This window comes from Oricola nitratireducens (assembly GCF_014904745.1).
GTDB lineage: Bacteria > Pseudomonadota > Alphaproteobacteria > Rhizobiales > Rhizobiaceae > Oricola > Oricola nitratireducens.
This window is the reverse complement of the sequence record NZ_JACZCS010000011.1, coordinates 101,749-126,011: the sequence shown is the minus strand read 5'-3', so window position 1 is coordinate 126,011 and position 24,263 is coordinate 101,749. Positions and strand designations below refer to the sequence as shown.

Genomic DNA, 24,263 nt, shown 5'->3' with positions numbered 1-24,263 from the left:
TAATTCATGGCTTCGCGCCGAAACGGAGGTCGTGCGCGATGTCGGAAGGCTCTCCCAGCCGTGCCTTGTAGACCTGCAGGTTTTCCATCACCCGCTGCACGTAATTGCGCGTCTCGGTGAAGGGGATCTGCTCCACCCAATCGATCACCACGTCGAGCGGCTTGCCGCGCGGATCGCCGAAACGCTTCAGCCACTCGCGCGCGCGTCCGGGGCCGGCATTGTAGGCGACGAAGGTGAGGATATAGGACCCGTCGAAACGATCGAGCTGGGAATTCAGATAGGCCGTGCCGAGCGTGGCATTGTAGCCGCCATCGGAATCCAGTTTCGACGGCTGGTAGGCGAGCCCGGCCTGCTTGGCGACTTCCTTTGCCGTGCCGGGCAGGAGCTGCATCAGGCCGAGCGCGTTGGCGTGCGAACGCGCCGCGACGTTGAACTCGCTTTCCTGGCGCGCGATCGCATAGGCGAGCGGGCGTTCTTCCGGCGGGATCGGCGCCGACGACGGAATGGCGCCGATCGGATGGGTCAGCCCGCCGGTTTCGATGCCGCGCCATTGGGCGGCCTTGGCGATGCGCAGCGCGACGTAGCGGTCGTTCTGCTTCTCCCAATGCGCGACGAGCTGGGTGATTTCCGGCGTGTCGTCGAGCGACCAGCCGAGGCCGAGCGCGATCTGCTTGGCCCGTGCCGTGGCGCCGATCTCCTCCAGCCGCCGCATGGCGGCAATGGGTTCGTTCGACTGGAACCGGTCGGCGTCGTCCGGCGTCACCGAGGGGCGTGTAATGCCGTCGAGCGGAAGGCCGAGATGCTGGCGCGCCAGCTGGCCGTAGAAGGTTGTCGGATAGGCGGCGGCGCGTTCGAAGTCGTCCTTTGCTTCCGGCAGGCCCATGGCGTCATGCGCGCGCCCGAGCCAATAGGCGCCGCGCGCCCGGGAGATGGCGCCATTTGCCAGTTTCTCGATCTTCGCGAAATGTGGAGCGGCCCTTTCCGGGTTGCGCAAGCCGCGCAGCGCGTACCATCCCGCATGGAAGGCGGCCTCGATCTGCGTTTCCGTCGATCCGCCGCGTTGCATGGCGGCAATTTTGTAGGCGGTCTCCGTATCGCCGCGCTCGAAGGCATCGCGCGAGACGATACGCCGTTCCACCCACCACTCGTCCGGGTCGACCAGGTCGTGTTCGTCGACCGGCGATTTCAGCAGCAGCTTGGCGGCGTCGCTGTCGCGTTCCATGCGGCGCAGCCAGGTGATGCGGGCAAACAGGTGGTGTGGTGTCTTCTTGAAGTCCTTGTCGGCCTTGTCCAGCAACTTCAGGGCATTGCGTTGCTTGCGGATGGCGGCCGCCCATGGGTCGAGGTAGTTTTTCAGGCCGGCGAGGTCCGCGACACGCTCCGCCGAGCGGATTCGGTCGCGATACATCATGGCGAGGAAGCGCTGGCGGTGGTCGTCCCTGGTCAGCACGCCCGAGAATTCGGCGAGGACCGCCAGTTCGTCCCGGCCGGCAAGCGGTTCGGAATGCCACCACGGCGCGAGCACGGCGTGGGCCTTCTCGTTGTCGCCGAGCCAGCGCCAGGCCCGTGCGAGCGAGACCGCGCCGGTGAACGTCTGCGGCGCGCGGTCCGCATAGGCCTTCACCAGGGCAGGCGGATCGAGTTTCTCGCGCGCAAGCGCCCGTTCGTAATTCGCGCGGATCAGTTTCGCGTCCGGCCAGCCCTTCAGCACCTTCGTGGCCGAAGCGATTTCATCGGCCGTGATCGCCGCGGCGCCGGAGCGGGCTACCGCCCAGGCGAGAATCTTGCGGTCGAGCCCGTCGCGCGCGAGCACATGCCGCAAGTTGCGCATCGTGTCGTAGTCGCCGGCGTCGAGCGCGGCGAGCGCCTCGGAGAGAATGGGCACGGCCGGCCCCTCGCTGGCGATCGAACCCGTCACGCGGCGGTCGATGTCCGCGGGCGCACCGGTGAACACAACGCCGATCACCGCCGCGTGGAAACCCGCGACGGCAGCGGCGATAGCTGAAAGGCGAAGCAAAGACATGGTGGTCCCGCGATACAAGCGCCCCATGGCGGTTTTCGGGCGAATAGTGGCCCGTTTATGGTGAATGCATCGTGAAGAAGGCCGGATTGCGCGACATATCCGCGCTTGCGGCGGTCCGGCCGCGCGATTATGGTGCGCCGAATTTCAAAGATCCGGAAGCGCGGTCAACGCGCGAATGCAGGCGGGAGTTCTGTTTACATGATTGAGCGTTCGGCATTGCGCGGTTCCATGACCGCGCTTGTTACCCCGTTCGACACCTCGGGCGCGTTCGACGAGGCGGCTTTCCGCGCCTTCGTCGACTGGCAGGTGACCGAAGGGACGAAGGGCCTGGTTCCGGTCGGGACCACGGGCGAGTCGCCGACGCTGAGCCATGACGAACACAAACGGGTCATCGAGGTCTGCATCGAGGCGGCCGCGGGCCGGGCGCCGGTCATCGCCGGCGCGGGGTCGAACAACACCCATGAAGCCGTCGATCTCGCCATGCATGCCGAGAGTGCCGGCGCCGATGCGGTGCTTGTCGTCACGCCTTACTACAACAAGCCGAACCAGCGCGGTCTCTACGAGCATTTCGCCGCCGTCGCCCAGGCGATCGACATTCCGATCATCATCTACAATATTCCGCCTCGTTCGATCATCGACATGACGCCGCAGACGATGGGCCGCCTCGTCGCCGATTTCCAGAATATCTGGGGCGTCAAGGACGCGACCGGCAAGGTTGAGCGCGTGTCCGAGCAGCGCATCACCTGCGGTCACGACTTCATTCAGCTGTCGGGCGAGGATGCCTCCGCGCTCGGCTTTCGCGCTCATGGCGGTGTCGGCGCGATTTCGGTGACGGCGAATGTCGCACCGCGCCTGTGTTCGGAATTCCAGGCCGCCTGCCAGGCGGGCGAATTCGCCAAGGCGCTCGAATACCAGGACAGGCTGATGCCGCTGCACAAGGCGTTGTTCATCGAACCGGGCGTGTCCGGCGCGAAATACGCGCTGTCGCGGCTCGGCCGGGTCAAGAACCGGCTGCGCTCGCCGATGGTTCCGGTGGAGGACACCACCGCGCATGTCATCGACGAGGCAATGCGCCATGCCGGTCTCTTGAACTGAGCCGGCGCGTACACACCTTCCGGTCATGGCACAAAAGAAAAAAATAGATCCGGCACGAAAGCTCGTCGCCGAAAACCGCAAGGCGCGCTTCAATTACGAGATCCAGGACACGGTCGAGGCGGGCATCGTCCTGCAGGGGACCGAGGTCAAGGCGCTGCGCAACGGCGAGGCCAATATCGCCGAGAGCTATGTCTCCGAGGAAGGCGGGGAGATCTGGCTGATCAACTCCTACATCCCGGAATATCTCGAGGCGAACCGCTTCAACCACGAGCCGCGCCGCCGCCGCAAACTGCTGCTGCACAAGCGCGAAATGGCCAAACTGGCACAGGCCGCCGACCGCGAGGGCATGACGCTGGTGCCGCTAAAACTCTATTTCAACGATCGCGGCCGCGCCAAGCTGGAAGTCGCCATCGGCAAGGGCAAGAAGCTGCACGACAAGCGCGAGACCGAAAAGAAACGTGATTGGAACCGCCAGAAGGCGCGCCTGATCCGCGAGCACGGCTGAGCCAGAGCAATTCCAGGAAAAGTGGAAGCCGGTTTTCCGTCCGGAATTGCGTAAAACAAAACACTTTAGCCGTCGATACGCCGCCTTACGCTTGTAAAGACCTGCTCGAACATCTCAGGCGTCAGCACGCCCGTATTGGTGTTGTAGCGCGAGCAGTGATAGCTGGATGTGATCGATAATCCGTCGATTTCCGTTGCGACATTGTGCTTGAACGGATGCGCGGCGACGCGGCCCTTCAGCGCGCGAACGGTGGAATCGTGGGCGATCTTGCCGAGCGTCACAATGGCTTCGAGGTTCTCGAACCGCTCGATCGTTGCGGTCAGGAAAGACCGGCAGGTGTTGATCTCGGCAGCGGTCGGCTTGTTTTCTGGCGGCACGCAGCGCACGGCGTTGGTGATCGCCGTCGCCTTCAGTCGCAGGCTGTCGTCCGGGCGCGCTTCGAACTCGCCCTCGGCGAAGCCGTATTTCTTCAGCGTCGCGTAGAGCAGGTCGCCGGCAAAATCGCCGGTGAACGGCCGGCCGGTGCGGTTCGCGCCACGCAGGCCCGGCGCCAATCCCACGATCAGCAACCGGACGCTTTGCGGCCCCTCCGGCGCCAGCCATGTCGGCACGGGCGCGTTGTGCCAGTCCGGCTCGCGCTCCCGCCACAAGGCGATGAAATCATGCAGGCGCGGGCAAAGCGCGCAGTCCCGGACGGGGTCGGCGGTTGTGGGAATGGTCACGGCGGTCGGGCTGTCAGTAATCCAGGTCGTCGTCGTCTTCCGGCGCGGCGGCAACCGCCGCCTGGCGCGGAGCGGGGCGCTCGGACGGCTCGCGCCCGACCTCGTCCCTGAGCGACTTCAGGTCGATGAAATGGTCGGCCTGCCGGCGCAGGTCGTCGGCGATCATCGGCGGCTGGGTCGACAGCGTCGACACTACCGAGACCTTGCGGCCGCGCCGCTGCAGCGCCTCGACCAGCGAACGGAAATCGCCGTCGCCGGAAAAGATCACGAAATGATCGACCGACTCGCCGAGTTCCATCGCGTCGATGGTCAGTTCGATGTCCATATTGCCCTTGATCTTGCGGCGGCCCATGGAGTCGGTGAACTCCTTGGCCGGCTTGGTGACGACCTTGTAGCCATTGTAGTCGAGCCAGTCGATCAGCGGGCGGATCGAGGAATATTCCTGATCCTCGATTAGCGCGGTGTAATAATAGGCGCGCAGCAGGTAGCCGCGCGACTGGAAGGCTTTCAGAAGCTTGCGGTAATCGATGTCGAAGCCGAGCGCCTTGGCGGCTGCGTAGAGGTTGGCGCCATCGATGAACAAGGCAATCTTTTCGCGTGCATCAAACATTTTTTGGCCTCTGGGCGAAATCAATAAAATCGCGGAATGGCGCGCAATGTCATGTACGGTGCGCCAAATCAAACACTGGATGTGCTCTAGGCACGTAAAACCGGCGGTTTTATGGCCCATCGCCTTTTTGACGCCCGATTGGCGTGTATACGGATCTGCTATCGAGTTGCGCTGGGCTGGATAAAAGGTTATAGCGCGCCTGGATATCCGGATGGATGTGATTTTCACACAAATTGACGTAGGGGAAACGCAATATGGCTCGCGTTACCGTCGAAGACTGCATTGATAAGGTCGAGAACCGTTTCGATCTCGTTCTCCTGGCCGCCCACAGGGCCCGCCAGGTCTCACAGGGCGCACCGATCACGATCGATCGCGACAACGACAAGAACCCGGTGGTCGCATTGCGCGAAATCGCCGACCAGACGCTTTCGCCGGGCGATCTGAAGGAAGACCTGATCCATTCGCTGCAGAAGCACGTCGAGGTCGACGAGCCGGAAAGCGAAGTCATCGACACCGCAGAGGCTGCGGAAGGCGAAGAGGCACCCGAGGCAATCACCTTCGACCGTATGTCGGAAGAAGAGCTGCTGGCCGGTATCGAAGGCCTTGTCCCGCCGGAGAAATCCGACGATCTGTAAGCGGTCTGCCGGCCTTCAAGGCCACGCATTAAATGGTTATATTGAAGCGCGCGGACGGTCCTGTCCGCGCGTTTTTTGTGAGGTCAAGCACCGATGATGCGCCAGTACGAGCTTGTCGAGCGCATCCAGCGCTACAAGCCGGAGGTCAACGAAGCCCTTCTGAACAAGGCGTATGTCTACGCCATGCAGAAGCATGGCGACCAGAAACGCGCGTCTGGCGATCCCTATTTCTCCCATCCGCTCGAGGTCGCCGCGATCCTCACCGACATGCGCCTCGACGAGAGCACGGTCGCCGTCGGCCTGCTGCATGACACGATCGAGGACACGACGGCGACGCGCCGCGAGATCGAGGAGATGTTCGGCGACGATATCGGCCGTCTCGTCGAGGGGCTGACCAAGCTGAAGAAGCTCGATCTCGTCTCCAAGCGGGCGGCCCAGGCGGAAAACCTGCGCAAGCTGCTGCTGGCCATCGCCGACGACGTGCGCGTCCTTCTCGTCAAGCTCGCCGACCGGCTGCACAACATGCGCACGCTCGATTTCGTGCCGCCGCACAAGCGCGCCCGCATCGCCGAGGAAACAATGGAGATCTATGCGCCGCTGGCCGGCCGCATGGGCATGCAGGACATGCGCGAGGAACTGGAGGAACTGGCGTTTCGCCACATCAATCCGGAAGCCCACCGCACCATCACCGACCGGCTTGCCGATCTCGGCGAATACAACCGCGAAACGCTCGGCGACATTACCGAGACGCTGAAGAACCTGCTGGTCGAAAACGGCATCGACGCCGAGGTCTACAGCCGGCAGAAGAAGCCGTGGTCCGTCTTCCGCAAGATGGAAGCGAAAGCGCTTTCCTTCGAGCAATTGTCCGACGTGTTCGGGTTCCGCATCCTCGTCGACACCGAGGACGACTGCTACCGCGCGCTCGGTATCGTCCACCGTAAGTGGAACACCGTGCCCGGCCGCTTCAAGGACTATATCTCGACGCCGAAACAAAACGACTACCGCTCGATCCACACGACCATCGTCGGCCCGTCGAAGCAGCGCGTCGAGCTGCAGATCCGCACCCGCAAGATGCACGATGTCGCCGAATATGGCGTTGCCGCGCACGCGATCTACAAGGACAAGTCGGTCGCCGGAAAGGCGAATGGCCACGGCAACGACGCCGACTTCGCGCTGTCGAAGGATTCCAACGCCTACGCCTGGCTGCGCCACACGATCGAATCCCTGTCGGAAGGCGACAATCCCGAGGAATTCCTCGAGAACACCAAGCTCGAGCTCTTCCAGGACCAGGTCTTCTGCTTCACACCGAAAGGCCGGCTGATCGCGCTGCCGCGCGGCGCGACGCCCGTCGATTTCGCCTATGCGGTTCACACCGATGTCGGCAATTCCTGCGTCGGCGCCAAGATCAACGGCCGCATCATGCCGCTCGTAACGCGGCTGCAGAACGGCGACGAGGTCGAGATCGTGCGCTCCAACGCGCAGACCCCGCCGGCGGCATGGGAACATGTCGTCGTCACCGGCAAGGCGCGCTCCGCGATCAGGCGGGCCTCGCGCATGGCCGTGCGCAAGCAATATGCCGGCCTCGGCCACCGCATTCTCGACCGCGCCTTCGAGCGCGCCGGCAAGGAATTCTCCAAGGACGTCCTCAAGCAGGGCGTGAAACGGCTCGGCCACAAGGAGGCCGACGACGTGCTGGCCGCGGTCGGGCGAGGGGAGATCCCGTCCGACGACGTCGTGCGCGCCGTCTTTCCCGACTATCAGGACAACCGCTCCGCCAACGTGCCCGCCGGCGGTGTCGAGGGCGACGGCTGGTTCAACCTCACCAACGCCACCGGCATGATGTTCCGCATCCCCGGCAATACCGGCCCGGAGGAGGATCACGGCGCGGCGACACGCGACGCGATCAACACGGCCATCCCGATCCGCGGCGCGGCGAGCGACATTCCGGTCCGCTTCTCGCCCGAGGGCGCGGTGCCGGGCGACCGCATCATCGGCATTTCGACGCCGGGCAAGGGGATCATGATCTACCCGATCCAGTCGCCGGCGCTCGCCGCCTATGACGACCAGCCGGAACGCTGGATCGACGTGCGCTGGGATCTCGACGGATTGGAGCGGCAGCGCTTCGGAGCGCAGCTCGTCGTGACCGCCATCAACGCGCCGGGCTCGCTGGCCGAGATCGCGCAGATCATCGGCTCCATGGACGCCAACATCCACACCCTTTCGATGGTTCGCACTGCCCCCGACTTCACCGAAATGATATTCGATCTCGAGGTCTGGGACCTGAAGCACCTCAACGGCCTGATCGCGCGGTTGCGCGACGCCGAGGCGGTCTCGACGGTGGAACGCGCGAGTGGATAGACGGGAAAAGGCGATGGCACGGGAAATGACGACCGAAGATGTCCTGAAGGTGTTCGAAAGCGCGGGTGCCGTGCTGCATGGACATTTCATCCTGACGTCGGGCCTGCGCAGTCCGGTCTTCCTGCAGAAGGCGCGCGTCTTCATGCATCCCGACAAGACCGAGATCCTGTGCAGCGCGCTGGCCGACAAGATCAAGGCCGCTGTGCCCGGCCCGATAGACTATGTGGTCGGCCCCGCGGTCGGCGGCATCATCCCGGCCTACGAAACGTCGCGCCACCTCGGCGTCCCGGCGATCTGGGTCGAGCGCGAGGATGGCGTCTTCAAGCTGCGCCGCTTCGAAATCGCCAAGGGCGCGCGGGTGGTCATCATCGAGGATATCGTGACGACAGGCCTGTCGATCCGCGAAACCGTCGAAAGCCTGAAAGCGCTCGGTGCGGACGTGCTGGCCGCCGGTTGCCTGATCGACCGCTCGGCCGGCAAGGCCGATGTCGGCGTTCCGCTGATCGCGCTCGCCGAATACGAAGTGCCGGCCTGGCCGGCAGACAAAATACCGCCGGAATTGGCGGCCATACCGGCTGTCAAGCCGGGGAGCCGGTCACTGTGAGCGGGCAGTTTGCGCTTGTGCTTGATGTGAACCGATCGACTGACTATTTCAAAGGGGTTGGCCCCGCGTTCGGGATTGTCCCTGGCGCAGTGAAGGTCCGTATTAAACGGGTGTTGCCCGAATGATTTTTAGACGCAGGGATCGCGAACACTGGCGCCGCAGGTTGCGGGTTTATCTGCTTCCGCGTCGCAACTATGCGCGATCTTTTCGTTACTACTGGAAGCGGATGCTGCGCATCAAGGCGACCCCGCACGCCATAGCTGCCGGCGTTGCCGCCGGCGCTTTCGCGTCCTTTACCCCCTTCATGGGGCTGCATTTCATCCTCGCCTTCGTCGTCGCCTGGCTTCTTGCCGGAAACATGATCGCCGCGGCATTCGGAACCGCCGTCGGCAATCCGCTGACATTCCCGGCGATCTGGGCGGCCACCCATGGCGCCGGTACGGCCATTCTCGGCATGGCCGAGGCGGGCGCCCACCCGGCGCCGGTAAAGCTTGGCACGCTGTTGAAGCACGGCGAGATCATGTCGGTCTGGGATCCGATCATCAAGCCGATGCTCATCGGCGGCATTCCGCTGGGAATCGTGGTCGGGCTGTTCCTCTACGTGGTGACGCGATTCGCCGTCGCGGCGTTCCAGAACCGCCGCCGCCTGCATTTCGAAACGCACAAGTCTGTCGCTGCAAATCCCGAGGTCGAGGCATGATCATAGGCCTCGGCAGTGATCTCATCGACATCAGACGTGTCGAAAGGTCGCTGGAGCGCTTCGGCGCGCGCTTCACCGAGCGTGTCTTCACAGAAATCGAGCGCGCCAAATCCGATCGCCGGCGTATGCGGGCGGCGTCCTACGCCAAGCGTTTCGCGGCCAAGGAAGCCTGCGCCAAGGCGCTCGGAACCGGCATGGCAAAAGGCGTTTTCTGGCGCGACATGGGCGTCGTCAATCTCCCCGGCGGCAAGCCGACCATGCAACTCACCGGCGGCGCGGCTGTACGTCTTACGGCGATGATGCCGGCCGGCCACAAACCCGTCATCCATCTCACCATCACCGACGACATGCCGCTTGCCCAGGCATTCGTTATCATCGAGGCCGTCCCCGAATAACACCGGCGCGCATCAGCGCGACAATGGGAATTGCGGCCAATCTCCCGAAAGGCTAAGACCGGCCCGCGCACGGCCGGACCGAACTCAAGAACAGGACCTTACTCGTGGCTGAGAAAATCGAGAAAAAGCAAAGCACATTGTCCGAGACCGTCTCGGTCATCGTTCAGGCGTTGATTCTTGCGCTGCTGATCCGAACGCTTCTGTTCCAGCCTTTCTCGATCCCCAGCGGCTCCATGCGTCCGACATTGCTCGAGGGCGATTATCTCTTCGTTTCGAAATTCGCCTACGGCTACTCGCATTTCTCGCTGCCGTTTTCGCCGGACATCTTTTCCGGTCGCATCTGGTCGGCGAGCCCGCAGCGCGGCGACGTCGCGGTCTTCAAGCATCCGGTTTCCCATGTCGACTACATCAAGCGCGTGATCGGGCTTCCCGGCGACCGCGTCCAGATGCGCAACGGCCAGCTGTTCATCAACGACAAGCCGGTGAAGCGCGAATATGAGGGCCAGATCGACAATCCGGACGTGACCGAACGGTTCGGCCCTGTCGACGTCTACAAGGAAACCCTGCCGAACGGCGTCAGCTACGACACGCTCGACCTGTCGCCGAATTCCAGCGCCGACAACACGCGTGAATTCGTCGTGCCGGAAGGCCACTACTTCATGATGGGCGACAACCGCGACAACTCCAACGACAGCCGCTTCGGCGTCGGCTACGTGCCGTTGGAGAACTTCGTCGGCCGCGCCAACATCATCTTCTTCTCCATTGCCGGCGGCGCGTCGCCGCTCGAAATCTGGCGCTGGCCGTCCGAGCTGCGGCTCGACAGGTTCTTCCATTCCGCGATGAAATGACGAAGGGCAAGGCGTCGAAGGACAGGATTTCTCCCGAAGCGGTGCAGCGGCTGGAACAGGCCACCGGACACCGCTTCGCCGATCACGAACGTCTCGACCGCGCCCTGACCCATGCCAGCGCCCGCAACAAGGGCGGCCGCGATTACGAGCGGCTGGAATTTCTCGGCGACCGGGTACTCGGTCTTTGTATCGCGGAGATGCTGTTCGACGAATTCCAGATGGCCGACGAGGGCGAATTGTCGGTGCGGCTGAACCAGCTCGTCAACGCCAACACGCTCGCCGAGGTCGCCGACGAATTGTCGCTGCCGGATTTCATCCGCACCGGCTCCGACGTGCAGCAATTGCGCAAGGCGCATCAGAAGAACCTGCGCGCCGATGTCGTCGAATCGCTGATCGCCACGATCTATCTCGAAGGCGGGCTGGAGGCGGTTCGCCCCTTCATCCGCCGTTACTGGACGAAACGTGCCGCCAATGCCACGGCGGCGCGCCGCGACGCCAAGACGGAATTGCAGGAATGGGCGCATCGCGAATACGCCGTGTCGCCCGTCTACAAGGTCGTCACACGCGAAGGCCCGGACCACGATCCGGTGTTCACGGTCTCGGTCACCGTCGGAAATCTGAGGCCCGAAACCGCCGACGGGCGCTCCAAGCGCATCGCCGAGCAGGCCGCGGCCAACCGAATGCTCATACGCGAAAAGGTACGCGAAAATGAATGATACGCCGCAACCGGCGACCCGCTCGGGTTTCGTGGCGCTGATCGGCGCACCGAACGCCGGCAAGTCGACCCTGGTCAACCAGCTTGTCGGCGCGAAGGTGTCGATCGTGACCCACAAGGTGCAGACGACGCGCGCGCTGGTGCGCGGTATCGCCACCGTCGGCCAGACGCAGCTCGTCTTCATGGACGCGCCGGGCGTCTTCGCGCCGAAGCGCCGCCTCGACCGCGCCATGGTGACCTCCGCATGGTCCGGTGCGCGCGACGCGGACATTGTCCTGGTGCTGATCGACGCGCGCAAGGGCGTTCGCGAGGACGAGGAGCGTATCCTCGAAGTGCTGCCGGACATTCGGCAGACGAAATATCTGGTGCTCAACAAGATCGACACGGTCGAGCCGCCGCGCCTGCTGGAACTCGCCAAGGAGCTCAACGACCGCGCGGAATTCGCCGAAACCTTCATGATTTCCGCGTCGGAAGGATATGGCTGCAAGGACCTTCTGAGGAAGCTGGCGGAGACCGTTCCGGAAGGGCCGTGGTATTACCCCGAGGACCAGATCTCCGACCTGCCGATGCGCCAGCTCGCGGCGGAAATCACCCGCGAGAAACTCTATCTGCGCCTGCATCAGGAACTGCCTTATTCGTCCACCGTGGAAACGGAAAAATGGGAGGAGAAGAAGGACGGTTCGGTGCGTATCGATCAGGTCATCTATGTCGAGCGCGACAGCCAGAAGAAGATCGTGCTCGGGCACAAGGGCGAGACGATCAAGTCGATCGGCCAGGCGTCGCGCAAGGAGATCGCCGGGATCCTCGAACAGCCGGTGCATCTCTTCCTGTTCGTCAAGGTGCGCGAGAACTGGGGCAACGATCCCGAGCGTTACCGCGAGATGGGGCTGGACTTTTCCGCCGAGTAACGCAATCTCCGCGCCATGGAATGGCGGGATCGCGGCATCATCATCGGAACGCGCAGGCATGGCGAGACCAGCCTGATCCTCGAAGTGATGACCGAACAGCGCGGCCGTCATCTCGGTCTGGTGCGCGGCGGCCGTTCGCGCCGCCAGCAGCCGGTTCTGCAGCCGGGCAACGAGGTCGAACTGACCTGGCGCGCGCGTCTGGATGAGCATCTCGGCACATTCCAGGTCGAGCCGCTGGCGCTTGCCGCCGCCCGGTTGATGGAACATCCCTCCGGCATCTACGGCATTCAGCTTCTCGCCAGCCATTTGCGCCTGTTGCCCGAACGCGACCGTCATTTCGAACTGTTCCGCGCCATGGAGGTCGTCATCGAGCATCTGTGCGAGCCGGAGATTGCCGGGCCGCTGATGGTGCGCTTCGAACTGAGGCTGCTGGAGGAACTGGGCTTCGGCCTCGATCTCTCCTCCTGCGCCGGATCGGGACGACGCAACGATCTCGTCTACGTCTCGCCGAAAAGCGGCCGTGCGGTCAGCCGGATCGCTGGCGATCCGTGGAAGGACAAGCTCCTGGCGCTGCCGGCCTTTCTTGCCGGCCAGCCTTCCGTGGTGCCGAACGAGGCCGATATCGCCAACGCCTTCGATCTGACGTCTTATTTTCTGCGCCGCCATGTCTATGAGCCGCGCGCCATCAAGGAGCCGGACGCGCGCGCCGGTTTTGTCGCCGCCGTCAGGCGTGCAATCGCCAACGCAGGGGAGAAGACGTAGTGACGACGGCTGATAACGAGATTTACCCGGGATTGAGCGCACCGTCCGGCTTCGGCATCGTGCCGGGGCAGGCTTTCCACGATCACAGCGGGCTGGAAGTGCTCCGGATGATCATCGCCGGCGAATTGCCGGCGCCGCCGATGTCGAAAACCCTGTCTCTCGGAATTGTCGAGGTCGATGAGGGCAGGGCGGTGTTCAAGGGCATGCCGCGCGAGGAATATCTCAATCCTGTCGGCACGATCCATGGCGGCTGGACGGCGACGATCATGGACTCCGCGCTCGCCTGCTCCATCCAGACCGTTTTGAGGAAGGGCGAGGCCTTCACCACCACGGAGTTCAAGGTCAATCTCATCCGGCCGATCCTGCCGGACACCGGCGAGGTCACCTGCGAGGCGAAGGTCGTCAGCCGCGGCCGCACCATCGGTGTTTCGGAGTGCCGCGTGGTCGATTCGCGCGGGCGCATGATGGCCTTCGGCACGGAAACCTGTTCGATCTTCCCGGCCACCCGGATGACGGAGCGGAAATAGGAGCGGTCGACGGCGCGAAAATGGCGGGCCGCAGCAAAATATGCCGCCGTTGCACAGCTCGTCATAGAGGCTTCATACGCGCCCCATAGGTCTGGTCGCGGCCATGCGCATTAAGGCGTTGGCCAGGGATTCTTTGGACAATGGGAGAATAGCCATGCGGAAGCTCCAAACCATGCTTCTTGCCGCCACCGCGCTATCGGCGCTGACAGCGGCCGCCAGTGCCGGTGACATCAAATTCGCGCCTGTCGATGCGCCGAAAGAAGACGCGGCCAAGCGTCTGGTCAATGTTTCGCCGACCGTCACGATCGACGGTAATGCGATCAAGACCCGGTATCATGTGATCGCCCGTTCCGGCGACAAGATCGGCGACGCCGAGTTCGGTGTTCTGACGGACGCCTCGGGCGCCGCATTGCGCGATGGAGACGGCAAACCGATCGTTTCCAACGATGCCGATTTCACCTCGTTCCTGCCGGTCGGCGGCAAGCTGTTCTCGCTGACGCATTTCGAATCGCGTCCTGCCGCGATGTATCTCTCCGAGCTGAAGCAGGATTCCGACGGCAACCTGACGCCGGTTTCCTCGCGCCCGGTCGATTTCACCTCCGTCGGCGGCCTTTGGGTTCCCTGCGCCGGATCCGTGACGCCGTGGAACACCCATCTCGGTTCCGAGGAGTATCCGCCGGATGCGCGTTCTGTCGAGGAAGCCACCTCGCTTGACGACATCGACGGCTATTACCAGCCGATGGTCCGCTACCAGGGCGTCAACGACAAGCTGATGACGCTTGACGTCTTCAAATCCGTGTTCAAGCCCTACAAATACGGCTTCCCGGTCGAGGTCGCCGTCAGCGAAGACGGGTCGACCAGCGTGGCGAAGCATTACGCGATGGGCCGCGTCGCCGTCGAACTCGCCTACATCATGCCCGACAACAAGACCGCCTACATCACCGACGACGGCACCAATACCGGCCTGTTCCGGTTCGTCGCCGACACGGCTGGCGATCTCTCCTCCGGCGAACTCTACGCCGCCAAATGGAATCAGACCTCGGGCGAGGGCGCGGGCGCTGCCGATATCGAGTGGATCGGCCTCGGCCATGCCTCCGACAGCGAAATCCGCACGGCTCTGGCGCTCGACGTCGGTTTCTCCGACATCTTCGAAACCGCGTCCTACAACGACGACGGCACCTGCCCGGAAGGTTTCATGTCGTCCAACGCAGAAGCACGGGCCGAATGTCTCAAGGTGAAGCCGGGCATGGAAGCCGTCGCATCGCGGCTTGAGACCCGCCGTTATGCCTCGATGCTGGGTGCGACGACCGAGTTCCGCAAGATGGAAGGCCTTGCCTTCGATCCGGAAGCAAACCGCATGTTCCTGGCGATGTCCGAAGTGTCCAAGGGCATGGAAGACGGCGCCAAGCAGGACAAGGGTGGCCGCAACGATGTCAGGCTCGCCCAGAACAAATGCGGCGCGGTTTACGAACTGTCGATGGACGGCGACTACCTCGTCACCAAGGCGTCGAGCTTCCTGGAAGGCACGCCGCAGAAGATCGAGGAAGGCGACTACGCCGGCAACACCTGCGCCATCGACGGCATCGCCAATCCGGACAACCTGACCTTCATTCCTGGCTACAATACGCTGATCGTGGCCGAGGATACCGGTTCGGGCCACCAGAACGACGCGACCTGGGCCGTCGACGCGACGTCGAAGGAAATGACCCGGATCACCACAACGCCTTATGGCGCCGAGAACACCTCGGTCGATTGGTGGCCGGATGTGAACGGCTTCGCCTACCTGACCACGGTCGTCCAGCATCCTTACGGAGAGTCCGACGAGGACAAGCTGCAGGACCCGGCCGAAGCGCGCGCCTATGTCGGCTATATCGGCCCGTTCCCGGCCGTGAAGACCTCGGCAATGGCGAAATAAGACCGGCTACCCGCCTGTCAGAAACGGAAACGCCGGGCGGATCGCCCGGCGTTTTTTCATGCAACGACCGCGGAGGGGCGGGCGACCGGGCGTTCCTTGATCGGCCAGTGGACGGCGGCCGCGAACAGGCCGAGCGCGACGCCGAGCCACCAGACGGAATCGTAGCTGCCGAACATGTCGTACATGAACCCGCCGAGCCAGACGCCGAGGAACGAGCCGATCTGGTGCGAGAAGAATACGATGCCGCCCAGCATGCCGAGATGGCGCGTGCCGAACATGATCGCGACGAGCGCGTTGGTCGGCGGCACGGTGGAAAGCCACAACAGCCCCATCACGCCGGAAAATATGATCACCGTGGTGCCGGTCTGCGGCGTCAGCAGGAAGACGGTCACGGCGATGGCCCGGCCGATATAGATCAGCGAGAGGAAGGCGGGCTTGGAATATTTCTGGCCGATCACGCCGGAGGCGAGCGACCCGATGATGTTGAAGAAGCCGATCAGCGCGATGCCGATGACGGCGTAGCGCGCATCGATGCCGATATCGCCGATATAGGCCGGAAAATGCGCGGTGATAAAGGCGACCTGGAAGCCGCAGACGAAGAAACCGGCGGTCAGCAGCAGATAGCTGTGGTGGCCGAAGGCCTCGCGCAGTGCCTCGCCGATCGACTGGTCGACCTCGGACTGCTTCTGGCTGCCGGACGACGAGTTGCCGCGCAGCGGTATGGCGAGGATCGGCACGATCAGCATCATCGCCGACATCACCAGCAGCGAATCCGACCAGCCAAGGCTGTCGATCAGCATCTGGCTGAAAGGCGCGAACAGGAACATGCCGGCCGATCCGGCAGCGGTGCCCATGCCGAAGGCGAAGGAGCGCTGTTCCGCCGTGACGTTGCGCGCAAAAGCGGCGAGGATGATGCCGAAGGAACCGGACGCGATGGCGAGGCCGATGAGCAAACCGCCGCCCAGATGCAGAAACCAGATGCTTTGCGGCGCGGCCATCAGGAAAAGGCCCGACGCATAAAGGATCGCCGAAAGCAGCAGCACGCGCCATGTGCCGTGCTTGTCGGCGAGTGCGCCGAAAAAGGGCTGGCCGACGCCCCACATCAGGTTCTGGATCGCCATGGCGAGGCCGAATTCGGAGCGCGACCATCCCGTGTCGGCCAGCATCGGCAGTTGGAAGAAGCCCATGGCCGAGCGCGGTCCGAAGGTCAGCGCCGCGATCAGGCAGCCGCTGGCGATAATCAGCCACGGAAATTCCGGTTCTCGTCTTGAAATGGCCAGCGTGCTCATCGTGATCCCCTCTGGAGTGCCTGAGAGAAATAAGCCGGAACGGTTTGAAGGCCAAGCGGGGCTTTGCGTCCGGTCGATCAATTCGGTTGAAGGCTGGTTTAACGCCGCTTCATCTTCGGCACCTGAGGGAGGGCGGCGCCTGACGCAGGTAATGCGGAAACAATATAGCAATCCGTGTAATGAACCGGTTAGGCTTTTTGCGACATAGAGAAGTGGGGCGGGGAAAATAGAGGGCGGCATGATCACATTACTTCTGATCGGCGCAATTGTTCTGGTGTTCTGGCTGCTCAGCGTCGACCGGCGCGGCAGGCGGCTTGAAGCCCAGGTCGCCGCGCTGCGAGCCGCCCTTCAGGATGTCGGCATCGCGGTTGCGGAAACGGCGCGCGTCCCGAGGCCGGACTTCCGCGCGGATTTCGGCAAGGCGGAAGAGCCGGAAGAGGGCAAAAAGTCCGCCGGCGCCGCCGTTCCGGAAGCGGAGCCCGTCGCCATGCAGTCTGCCGCGACGCCGCCGCCTTTGCCGGCGAAGGCACAGGAAGCGCCCGCCCGCCGGCGCAGCGCCGCGGATCTGGAAAAACTGGTCGGCGCGAACTGGACGGTCATCCTCGGCGGCATCGCGATCGCGCTCGGCGCGCTTTTCCTGGTGCGCTACTCCATCGAGGCGGGCCTGCTTGGCCCGGGTGCCCGGATAGCGGCGGGAACCCTGTTCTCGGCGGCGCTATTTGCGGTCGGCGAATGGCTGCGCCGGCGCGACATGGCGCTGAAACTGCCGGTCTTCGAGAGCGCCGACATTCCGGGCATCCTGACCGGCGCAGGCGCGATCGCCGCGTTCGGCACGCTTTACGCCGCGCACGCGCTCTACGGGTTCGTCGGGCCGGCGGTCGCCTTTGTCGGCCTGACGGCAATCGGCATTGCGAGCCTGTTGCTGTCGGCCATCCACGGGCCGAAACTGGCGGCCATCGGCCTGCTCGGCGCTTACGGCGCGCCGTTGCTCGTCTCGTCGACTACCCCGAATGCGCCCGCGCTTGCCGGGCATACGCTGGTCGTCACCGCCGCGATCATGACGGTGTCGCGCCTGCGCAACTGGCTGTGGCTGGCGGTGGGCGGGATCATCGGCAGCACGGCCTGGGCTTTCATGACGGCGGCGATCGAGGGCACGACGGCGGGCTTTGCCGGCGGGGCGTTGCTCGTGGGCCTCGCGATCATCCATGTAGCAACCTTCGGCTGGGAAAAAGCGGAACGCCCGGTACCGCTCGCCGACCGTCCACCGGATAGCCCTGCGGTGACCGCATTAGCGCTGGTGGCGCTCGCCTTTGCGATGCACAGCGCCAGCGCCTATGATTTTCCGGCGATGAGCGCGGGACTGGCTACGGGCCTGGTGATCGTCGCGGCAGCGGGCGTCTGGCCGTCCTTTTCGCTCGCCTCGGGCGCGGCGGCGTTCATCGTCGTGGCCGCCGCCGTTGCCATCGACCTGCCGCTGGCGCGCTATCCCGGACTGCTCGGCGACGCGGACTACCGCACGGCCTTCATGCCGGCCGATGCAGCCACCTATTTCCTCGCGCTCGGTTTCCTGGCCGTGCCCGTCGGCGGACTGGCCATCTGGGCCGCCCGCCGCGCCGCGGCCACGGCGCCGCGTATGGCCGGCAACCTCGCGATTTCGGCGTCCGTCATCGCCTTTTTGACGATCATCGTTGCCTATCTCCGGATTGCCCCGTTCGAAACGAAAGTGCTGTTCGGCGTCGCCGCGCTGGCATTGGCGCTGTTGTTCGTCCTGCTGACGGAACTCTTCACCCGCGCCCGTCCGGACGACTGGTCCGCGCCGGCCCCGGCGGCATTCGCGGTGACATCGGTCGCGCTGGTTTCCTTCGCGCTCGGCGTCACGCTGTCGAAGACCTGGATGCCGTTCGGTTTCGCCCTGACGGCGGCGGGCATTGCCTGGGTGTACCGGGCACGGCCGTTGCGCGCGCTGCCGTTCCTTGCGATCGCCGCAAGCCTGCTCGCCGCTCTCGGTCTGTGGGCGAGCGCGCCGTTCCCCGGCGAAGTGATCGGCACGACGCCGCTCCTGAACAGGCTCGTCGTGATCGCCGGCCTGCCGGCCACGGCGATCCTGCTCGCCGGCGAAATCCTGCGCCGCAATGGCGCTGAACGCACCGGCGCCGCAGTCACCGCGATCGGCCTCGCGCTGCTCGGCTTTTTTGTCGGGCTCGAATTGCGCCACTGGATCCACGGCGGCGAAATCGTCGGTCCGTTCCGGCTCGCCGACATGGCGGCGCAGACGATCGCCGCGCTCGGTTTCGCAATCGGGCTCCAGCGCGTCGCCCGCTACACGAAGGCGAACGTCTACGATGTCGCATCCCTGGTCGCCGGCGGATTGAGCGCGGCGATGATCGCGATCGGCCTGTTCGTCGTCCACAACCCGCTGCTGACCGGCTCGGGCGTCGGCGACGGCGCGGTCCTGAACGTGCTCCTGCCGGCCTATCTCGTCACCGGCGCGCTTGCCGGGGTCGTGGCGCTGATGGCGCGCCCGATCCGTCCGCGCTGGTACACGCTCGCCTATGCGCTCCTGGCGGGCCTGCTCGTCTTTGCCTATTTCACGATGATGACGCGCCACGCCTTCCAGGGCAGCCGGATCGGCATGTGGCACCGCACCTCCGACATGGAGTTCTGGACCTATTCGGCCGTCTGGCTGGTCCTCGGCGCGGCGCTGCTTCTGGCCGGCCTGTTCCTGAAATCGATGCCCTTGCGGCTGGCCTCGGCGGCGGTCATCGCGCTGACCATCTGCAAGGTCTTCCTGCTCGACATGACGGCGCTGACCGGCGCGCTGCGCGCCTTCTCCTTCATCGGGCTCGGGGTGTCGCTGCTGGCGATCGGCCGGTTCTACCAGCGTATCCTTGTCAGGACGGGGAATGCACCGCCAGCCGAGGCCGGTCCCCCGGAACTCCCCGAAAGTGATGCGGGAACCGGTGGCCCGGCGTGACACCGTTGTTTAACCGGTTCGTGGTTTGCTCCGGCCGGCGACCGGAGTGAGCATGACTGCACAATCGCGATATCGGGCCATGACCGGCCGGCCCGGCAAGACGTCGTTCCGCCTTTCCGAAATTCTCGGTGCGCTTAGCCATGCGCTCGACATCACCGAGGGCCAGCCGGAAGGCCATTGCCTTCGATGCTGCTGGATCGGCACGCATGTCGGCAAGGCGCTGGGGCTTGGTCCACGCGAACTCGGCGATCTCTATTTCACGCTTCTGCTCAAGGATCTCGGCTGCAGCAGCAATGCCGCGCGCATTTGCGAGCTCTATCTGACCGACGACCTAACATTCAAACACGATTTCAAGACCATCGACGGCAGCCTCGGCGCCGCCTTGCGCTTCGTCTTCGCGAAGACCGGGCTGGAATCCGGATTGAGCGAGCGGCTGCGCGCCATCGTCAACATCCTGCGCAACGGCGGTGAAATCTCGCGCGAACTGATCGAGACGCGCTGCCACCGCGGCGCGGACATCGCCGCCAAGCTCGGCTTCTCTGATGCGGTTCAGGACGGCATCCGCGCGCTCGACGAGCATTGGGACGGCTCCGGCAAGCCGGACCGTCTCCAGGCCGGAGCCATTCCGCAAAACGCCAATATCGCGCTTCTCGCGCAGGTGGTCGACGTCTTCCTCTCCGAGCAGGGCCGCGAGGCGGCGGTTGCGGAGGTGCAGGCCCGCGAGGGAACCTGGTTCGATCCCTATCTGGTGGAGACCTTCCTGCGGGTGCAGGACGACGAGGGCTTCTGGGCCGGTCTCGCCGCCGACGATCTCGCCGAACGTATCTACGCGATGGAGCCGGCGGTGCAGGAGATTACCGTCGACGAGGCCTATCTCGACGATGTGGCCTCTGCCTTCGCCGATGTCGTCGACGCGAAGAGCCCGTTTACCGCCAATCATTCCAGCCGCGTGACGCTTTATGCCGACATGATCGCCGAGGAACTGGGCCTCGAGCCGGCACACCGGCGCTGGCTTCGCCGCGCCGCGCTCCTGCACGATATCGGCAAGCTCGCCGTCAGCAATCAGGTGCTTGACAAGCCCGGCAAGCTCGACGACCGCGAATGGCAAGCCATCCGCGAACACCCCCGGCACAGCGAACGCATCCTCGAACGCGTCTCCGCCTTCGCGGACATCGCGCCGATTGCCGGCGCACATCACGAGCGGCTTGACGGCAGGGGTTATCCCTATGGTCTGAAAGGCGATGAAATCTGCCTCGAGACGCGAATCCTTACGGTCGCCGATGTGTTCGACGCACTGGCCGCCGAACGGCCTTATCGGGCGGCGATGCCGGTCGCGAAAGCGCTGGAGATCATCGAGGGGGATGTCGGGACGGCATTCGATCCCGATTGCGTCGCGGCGCTGAAGAAGGGGCTCGCGAAATTGGGACCGGCGGCCGGAACGGCGGAAATCGCCGCCTGAAAAATGTCTCCGGCGTTGCCGCCGGAGACCGGGTCGAAAATCAGGCCGCTGCGTGGTGCAGACGCTGTTCGAAAAGCGCGTTGTCGGTCAGGCGATGCAGGTTCTTCGCGACGGCAAGCACGCCGAGATCGACGAGCGGCTCGACGATGATCACCGTCATGTAGGCGAGGCCGAAGGAGGCGACCTGCGCCAGGTTCGCCGCGCCGAAACCGTGGCCGTAGATGGCCCAGAACGCCACCCATGCGACGATGCCGCCCTGATAGGTGGTCGAAAGCGCGAGCGCTTGGCGATAGGCGACATCCTTGTAGGCGATGTCGGCGGGAATGATGCGTTTCGCCAGCATGCCCATCGCGAACAGCGGCACGATCAGCGTCGTGACGTTCATGCCGTATTGCGGCAGGTCGAACGGCGCGAAGAACAGGCCCTGGATCAGAAGGCCGAGCGCGAGCCCGATCGCGGCAGGTCCGCCGCCGAAGATCAGATAGAGCGTCGAGCCGAGAATCAGGTGGACTTCCGACACGCCGACCGGATGGTGCGGCAGCACCTGGAAGAAGCAGAAGACGAGCGCCGTCGTCATCACCGAGCGTGCGGCAAGCGATGCGACGCCACCGTTGCGGATCGTGTCGGCCGCCATCTTGCCCGCCAGTCCGACGGAGCCTGCGGCGGTTGCGTAGCTGAGGACAATCTTGGCGCCGTCGACGACGCCGGGTTCGATATGCATGGTCAGTTCCTTCCTGCACCCATCGTGCATTTGGAGGGCGGCGCGCCAAAGCGGCCGCCATTGCGGTTTTCCCGGGCAGGTCTCCTGACTCGCGCTTCGACGCCGTCACCCGCCTTCCCAGGTCAAACCCAGTGGCACAATGGATGCGGCTCACGCTCACAGTTGCGTGGGCAGTCACGGATCGGGCCCCCTTCGGGTCGTCCCTACCGTGTTCCCTTTTAATCCAGAAGGCTTGGCCTTCATGGAACCTGGGACTCGAACTGTAGACAAGGGCGCGCACGGATACAATCGCCGTTGCGGCCAAATTTGACGTCAGGCCGACATCGGCCGGAGCGGCGATCAGATGCTCTTAAGACTGACCCGCTTGTGGACGTCCTCGGCGGTTTCCACGCGTTCCGAGTACCGGTCGGTCAGATAGCCCGATATGTCGCGGGTCAGCAGCGTGAACTTCATCAGTTCCTCCATGACGTCGACGACGCGGTTGTAATAGGGCGACGGTTTCATCCGCCCGGCGTCGTCGAATTCCAGCCATGCCTTGGCGATCGAGGACTGGTTGGGAATGGTGATCATGCGCATCCAGCGCCCGAGAATGCGCATCTGGTTGACCGCATTGAAGCTTTGTGACCCGCCGCAGACCTGCATCACCGCGAGCGTGCGTCCCTGGGTCGGCCGTATGCCGCCGATCGGCGACAGTGGAAGCCAGTCGATCTGCGCCTTCATGATGCCGGTCATCGCGCCGTGGCGTTCCGGCGAACACCAGACATGCGCCTCCGACCACAGCGATAATTCGCGCAATTCCTGCACCTTCGGGTGGTCGGGCTCGGTCGAGTCGGGCAGCGGAAGGCCGTCCGGATCGAATATCCGCACCTCCGCGCCGAGCCGGTCGAGCACGCGCGCGGCCTCGTAGGTCACGAGCCTGCTATAGGAGCGCTCGCGCAGCGAGCCGTATAGCATCAGCACGCGCGGCTTGTGTTTGGACGGCGCGGTGTTGAACAGCGCTGCGTTGTCGATGTCGTGCAGGAGGTCGTCTGCCAGGTTCGGCAGGCTTGAATCGTCTTTCCAGTCCATGCGGCCTTCTAGCTTGCGTATGACGCGGCGAGGTCCGTCGCGCCTTCCATGGCGCCGATCGTGTTGAGCGCGGTTTTGAGATCCTTCGGGTTCATCTCCTCGAAGGGCAGGGTCATCAGCGCGCGGATGCGCGCCTCGAGCAGGCGGTAGGTCTCGGCGAAGGCCGCGCGGCGTTCCTCGGGCGCGTCGCCCTTGCCTGCGGGGTCGGGAATGCCCCAATGCGCCTGCACCGGCGCGCCCGGCCAGAACGGACAGGTCTCGCCGGCGGCATTGTCGCAGACCGTGATGACGATATCCATTTTCGGCGCGTCCGGTCCCTCGAATTCCGACCAGGACTTGGAACGGAAGCGGCCCGTGTCGTGGCCGTATTCCTTCAACAGCGCGAGCCCGTCCGGATTGGGCGTCCCGCGCGGCGTCGAGCCGGCGGAAAACGCGTTCACGCGGCCTTCGCCGAGCTTCGCCAGAATTGCCTCGCCGAGGATCGACCGCGCGGAATTGGCGGTGCACAGAATGAGAATGTTCTTCATGAAACTCACGAATGTGTTTGAAGGGATTCGACTTTCCGGCCGATATCGTCGAGTTGTCTTTGAAGCGCGAGGCTGTCGAGCGAAGCGATCGGCAGGCTCGTGAACACCGAGATGCGGTTCTTGAGCATGCGGAACGTGTCGGAGAAGGCGAGGCGTTTTTCGGCCTCGTTGCCTTCGACCGCGGCCGGATCCGGCACGCCCCAGTGGGCTGTCATCGGCTGGCCAGGCCAGACGGGGCAGGCTTCCGCGGCGGCCTGGTCGCAGACCGTGAAGACGAAATCCATCGCCGGCGCGCCGGGGATGGCGAATTCGTCCCAGCTCTTGGAGCGCGCGAAGGACGTGTCGAAATTGAGGTTTTCGAGCAGTGCCAGCGTATAGGGGTGGACCTCGCCCTTCGGGTGCGACCCGGCCGACCAGGCCTTGAACCGGCCCATTCCCTCGCGGTTGAGGATCGCTTCGGCCAGAACCGAGCGGGCGGAGTTTCCGGTGCACAGAAACAGCACGTTATACACTTTGTCAGCCATGCGGAGCCTCCCTAGCAAGCGCAGACGATTTCATCCAAAACCGGTTGGCAAAGCTGCGGATTGCCGCCGCAGCAGTCTTCCATCAGAAAGGCGAGCAGGCCGCGCATCCCGTCGAAATCGGCGAAATAGCGGATGACTCGGCCCTCGCGTTCGCTGCGCACCATGCCGGCGCGCGCCAGAACGGCGAGATTGGCCGACATCGTGTTTTGCCGGACGCCGAGCGTCTCGGCGATGTCGCCCGCGGCCATGCCGGCTTCGCCCTGTTTCACCAGCAAACGGAAGACATCCAGCCGCGTTTCCTGGGCCAGCGCGTGCAGCGCGTCGATTACATGTGACTTATCCATAATTCAAGAATTATTGATATATTGAAGAATGTCAA

Annotated in this window: 24 protein-coding genes and 1 riboswitch; of the genes, 15 read left to right on the top strand and 9 right to left on the bottom strand. The window is 64.1% G+C overall.

The window, feature by feature from the left end:
• Positions 1-4: 4 nt before the first annotated feature.
• Positions 5-2,023, bottom strand: a complete 2,019-nt coding sequence (locus tag IG169_RS07955) for a lytic transglycosylase domain-containing protein (protein WP_193175644.1) — start codon at positions 2,021-2,023, stop codon at positions 5-7.
• Positions 2,024-2,221: 198 nt separating this feature from the next.
• Between IG169_RS07955 and dapA the strand changes: the two genes are divergently transcribed.
• Together dapA and smpB are read left to right on the top strand one after the other, a co-directional pair.
• On the top strand, positions 2,222-3,118 hold the full coding sequence (gene dapA / locus IG169_RS07950) for a 4-hydroxy-tetrahydrodipicolinate synthase (RefSeq protein WP_193175643.1): 897 nt from the start codon (positions 2,222-2,224) through the stop codon (positions 3,116-3,118).
• 25 nt (positions 3,119-3,143) lie between these two features.
• Positions 3,144-3,623, top strand: a complete 480-nt coding sequence (gene smpB / locus IG169_RS07945) for an SsrA-binding protein SmpB (protein WP_193175642.1) — start codon at positions 3,144-3,146, stop codon at positions 3,621-3,623.
• A gap of 65 nt (positions 3,624-3,688) precedes the next feature.
• On the opposite strand, the gene IG169_RS07940 is transcribed toward smpB, so the two are convergent.
• Together IG169_RS07940 and IG169_RS07935 are read right to left on the bottom strand one after the other, a co-directional pair.
• A complete protein-coding gene (locus IG169_RS07940; protein WP_193175641.1) occupies positions 3,689-4,345 on the bottom strand; it encodes a uracil-DNA glycosylase family protein in 657 nt (218 codons plus the stop codon).
• Between the two features lie 13 nt (positions 4,346-4,358).
• The gene (locus IG169_RS07935) at positions 4,359-4,955 is read right to left on the bottom strand and encodes a LabA-like NYN domain-containing protein (protein ID WP_193175640.1); all 597 of its coding nucleotides are present in this window, start codon (positions 4,953-4,955) and stop codon (positions 4,359-4,361) included.
• Between the two features lie 254 nt (positions 4,956-5,209).
• Here IG169_RS07935 and rpoZ point away from each other — a divergent pair, with 254 nt between their 5' ends.
• The 11 genes from rpoZ to IG169_RS07880 all read left to right on the top strand — a co-directional run bounded on the left by rpoZ (position 5,210) and on the right by IG169_RS07880 (position 15,322).
• On the top strand, positions 5,210-5,590 hold the full coding sequence (gene rpoZ / locus IG169_RS07930; protein WP_193175639.1) for a DNA-directed RNA polymerase subunit omega: 381 nt from the start codon (positions 5,210-5,212) through the stop codon (positions 5,588-5,590).
• Positions 5,591-5,683: 93 nt separating this feature from the next.
• Positions 5,684-7,948 carry a RelA/SpoT family protein gene (locus tag IG169_RS07925; protein WP_193175638.1) on the top strand — a complete coding sequence of 755 codons (2,265 nt, stop codon included), beginning with the start codon at positions 5,684-5,686 and terminating at the stop codon, positions 7,946-7,948.
• Positions 7,949-7,973: 25 nt separating this feature from the next.
• Positions 7,974-8,552 carry an orotate phosphoribosyltransferase gene (pyrE, locus tag IG169_RS07920; protein WP_193175699.1) on the top strand — a complete coding sequence of 193 codons (579 nt, stop codon included), beginning with the start codon at positions 7,974-7,976 and terminating at the stop codon, positions 8,550-8,552.
• A 121-nt stretch (positions 8,553-8,673) separates the two neighbouring features.
• On the top strand, positions 8,674-9,252 hold the full coding sequence (locus tag IG169_RS07915; protein WP_193175637.1) for a DUF2062 domain-containing protein: 579 nt from the start codon (positions 8,674-8,676) through the stop codon (positions 9,250-9,252).
• A complete protein-coding gene (acpS, locus tag IG169_RS07910; protein WP_193175636.1) occupies positions 9,249-9,647 on the top strand; it encodes a holo-ACP synthase in 399 nt (132 codons plus the stop codon). Before IG169_RS07915 ends, acpS begins: the two co-directional genes overlap by 4 nt.
• 104 nt (positions 9,648-9,751) lie before the next feature.
• On the top strand, positions 9,752-10,495 hold the full coding sequence (gene lepB, locus IG169_RS07905) for a signal peptidase I (protein WP_193175635.1): 744 nt from the start codon (positions 9,752-9,754) through the stop codon (positions 10,493-10,495).
• A complete protein-coding gene (gene rnc / locus IG169_RS07900; RefSeq protein WP_193175634.1) occupies positions 10,492-11,211 on the top strand; it encodes a ribonuclease III in 720 nt (239 codons plus the stop codon). Before lepB ends, rnc begins: the two co-directional genes overlap by 4 nt.
• A complete protein-coding gene (era, locus tag IG169_RS07895) occupies positions 11,204-12,118 on the top strand; it encodes a GTPase Era (RefSeq protein WP_193175633.1) in 915 nt (304 codons plus the stop codon). Before rnc ends, era begins: the two co-directional genes overlap by 8 nt.
• 15 nt (positions 12,119-12,133) lie before the next feature.
• On the top strand, positions 12,134-12,880 hold the full coding sequence (recO, locus tag IG169_RS07890; protein ID WP_193175632.1) for a DNA repair protein RecO: 747 nt from the start codon (positions 12,134-12,136) through the stop codon (positions 12,878-12,880).
• Positions 12,880-13,407: a hotdog fold thioesterase gene (locus IG169_RS07885; protein ID WP_193175631.1), complete on the top strand. Its 528-nt coding sequence runs from the start codon at positions 12,880-12,882 to the stop codon at positions 13,405-13,407. The genes recO and IG169_RS07885 overlap by 1 nt, the downstream gene beginning before the upstream one ends.
• Before the next feature lie 154 nt (positions 13,408-13,561).
• Entirely contained in the window at positions 13,562-15,322 is a 1,761-nt protein-coding gene (locus IG169_RS07880; RefSeq protein ID WP_193175630.1) for a PhoX family protein, read from the top strand.
• A 56-nt stretch (positions 15,323-15,378) separates the two neighbouring features.
• Here IG169_RS07880 and IG169_RS07875 read toward each other — a convergent pair whose 3' ends face one another.
• The gene (locus IG169_RS07875) at positions 15,379-16,611 is read right to left on the bottom strand and encodes an MFS transporter (protein ID WP_193175629.1); all 1,233 of its coding nucleotides are present in this window, start codon (positions 16,609-16,611) and stop codon (positions 15,379-15,381) included.
• A 238-nt stretch (positions 16,612-16,849) separates the two neighbouring features.
• On the opposite strand from IG169_RS07875, the gene IG169_RS07870 reads away from it, so the two are divergent.
• Both IG169_RS07870 and IG169_RS07865 read left to right on the top strand, forming a co-directional pair.
• Positions 16,850-19,585, top strand: coding sequence for a DUF2339 domain-containing protein (locus IG169_RS07870; protein ID WP_193175628.1), 2,736 nt, complete (start codon positions 16,850-16,852; stop codon positions 19,583-19,585).
• A 79-nt stretch (positions 19,586-19,664) separates the two neighbouring features.
• Positions 19,665-21,044: an HD-GYP domain-containing protein gene (locus IG169_RS07865; RefSeq protein ID WP_193175627.1), complete on the top strand. Its 1,380-nt coding sequence runs from the start codon at positions 19,665-19,667 to the stop codon at positions 21,042-21,044.
• Between the two features lie 40 nt (positions 21,045-21,084).
• Here IG169_RS07865 and IG169_RS07860 read toward each other — a convergent pair whose 3' ends face one another.
• From IG169_RS07860 to IG169_RS07840, 5 genes are all read right to left on the bottom strand, one after another.
• On the bottom strand, positions 21,085-21,765 hold the full coding sequence (locus IG169_RS07860; RefSeq protein ID WP_193175626.1) for an energy-coupling factor ABC transporter permease: 681 nt from the start codon (positions 21,763-21,765) through the stop codon (positions 21,085-21,087).
• 57 nt (positions 21,766-21,822) lie between these two features.
• Positions 21,823-22,032, bottom strand: a riboswitch (cobalamin riboswitch).
• Positions 22,033-22,104: 72 nt separating this feature from the next.
• Positions 22,105-22,833, bottom strand: a complete 729-nt coding sequence (arsH, locus tag IG169_RS07855; protein ID WP_193175625.1) for an arsenical resistance protein ArsH — start codon at positions 22,831-22,833, stop codon at positions 22,105-22,107.
• Positions 22,834-22,841: 8 nt separating this feature from the next.
• Complete coding sequence (locus IG169_RS07850) at positions 22,842-23,360, bottom strand: arsenate reductase ArsC (protein WP_193175624.1); 519 nt, start codon at positions 23,358-23,360, stop codon at positions 22,842-22,844.
• 5 nt (positions 23,361-23,365) lie between these two features.
• Positions 23,366-23,884, bottom strand: a complete 519-nt coding sequence (locus IG169_RS07845) for an arsenate reductase ArsC (protein WP_193175623.1) — start codon at positions 23,882-23,884, stop codon at positions 23,366-23,368.
• 11 nt (positions 23,885-23,895) lie between these two features.
• Positions 23,896-24,228, bottom strand: coding sequence for an ArsR/SmtB family transcription factor (locus IG169_RS07840; protein ID WP_193175622.1), 333 nt, complete (start codon positions 24,226-24,228; stop codon positions 23,896-23,898).
• Between the last annotated feature and the right edge of the window lie 35 nt (positions 24,229-24,263).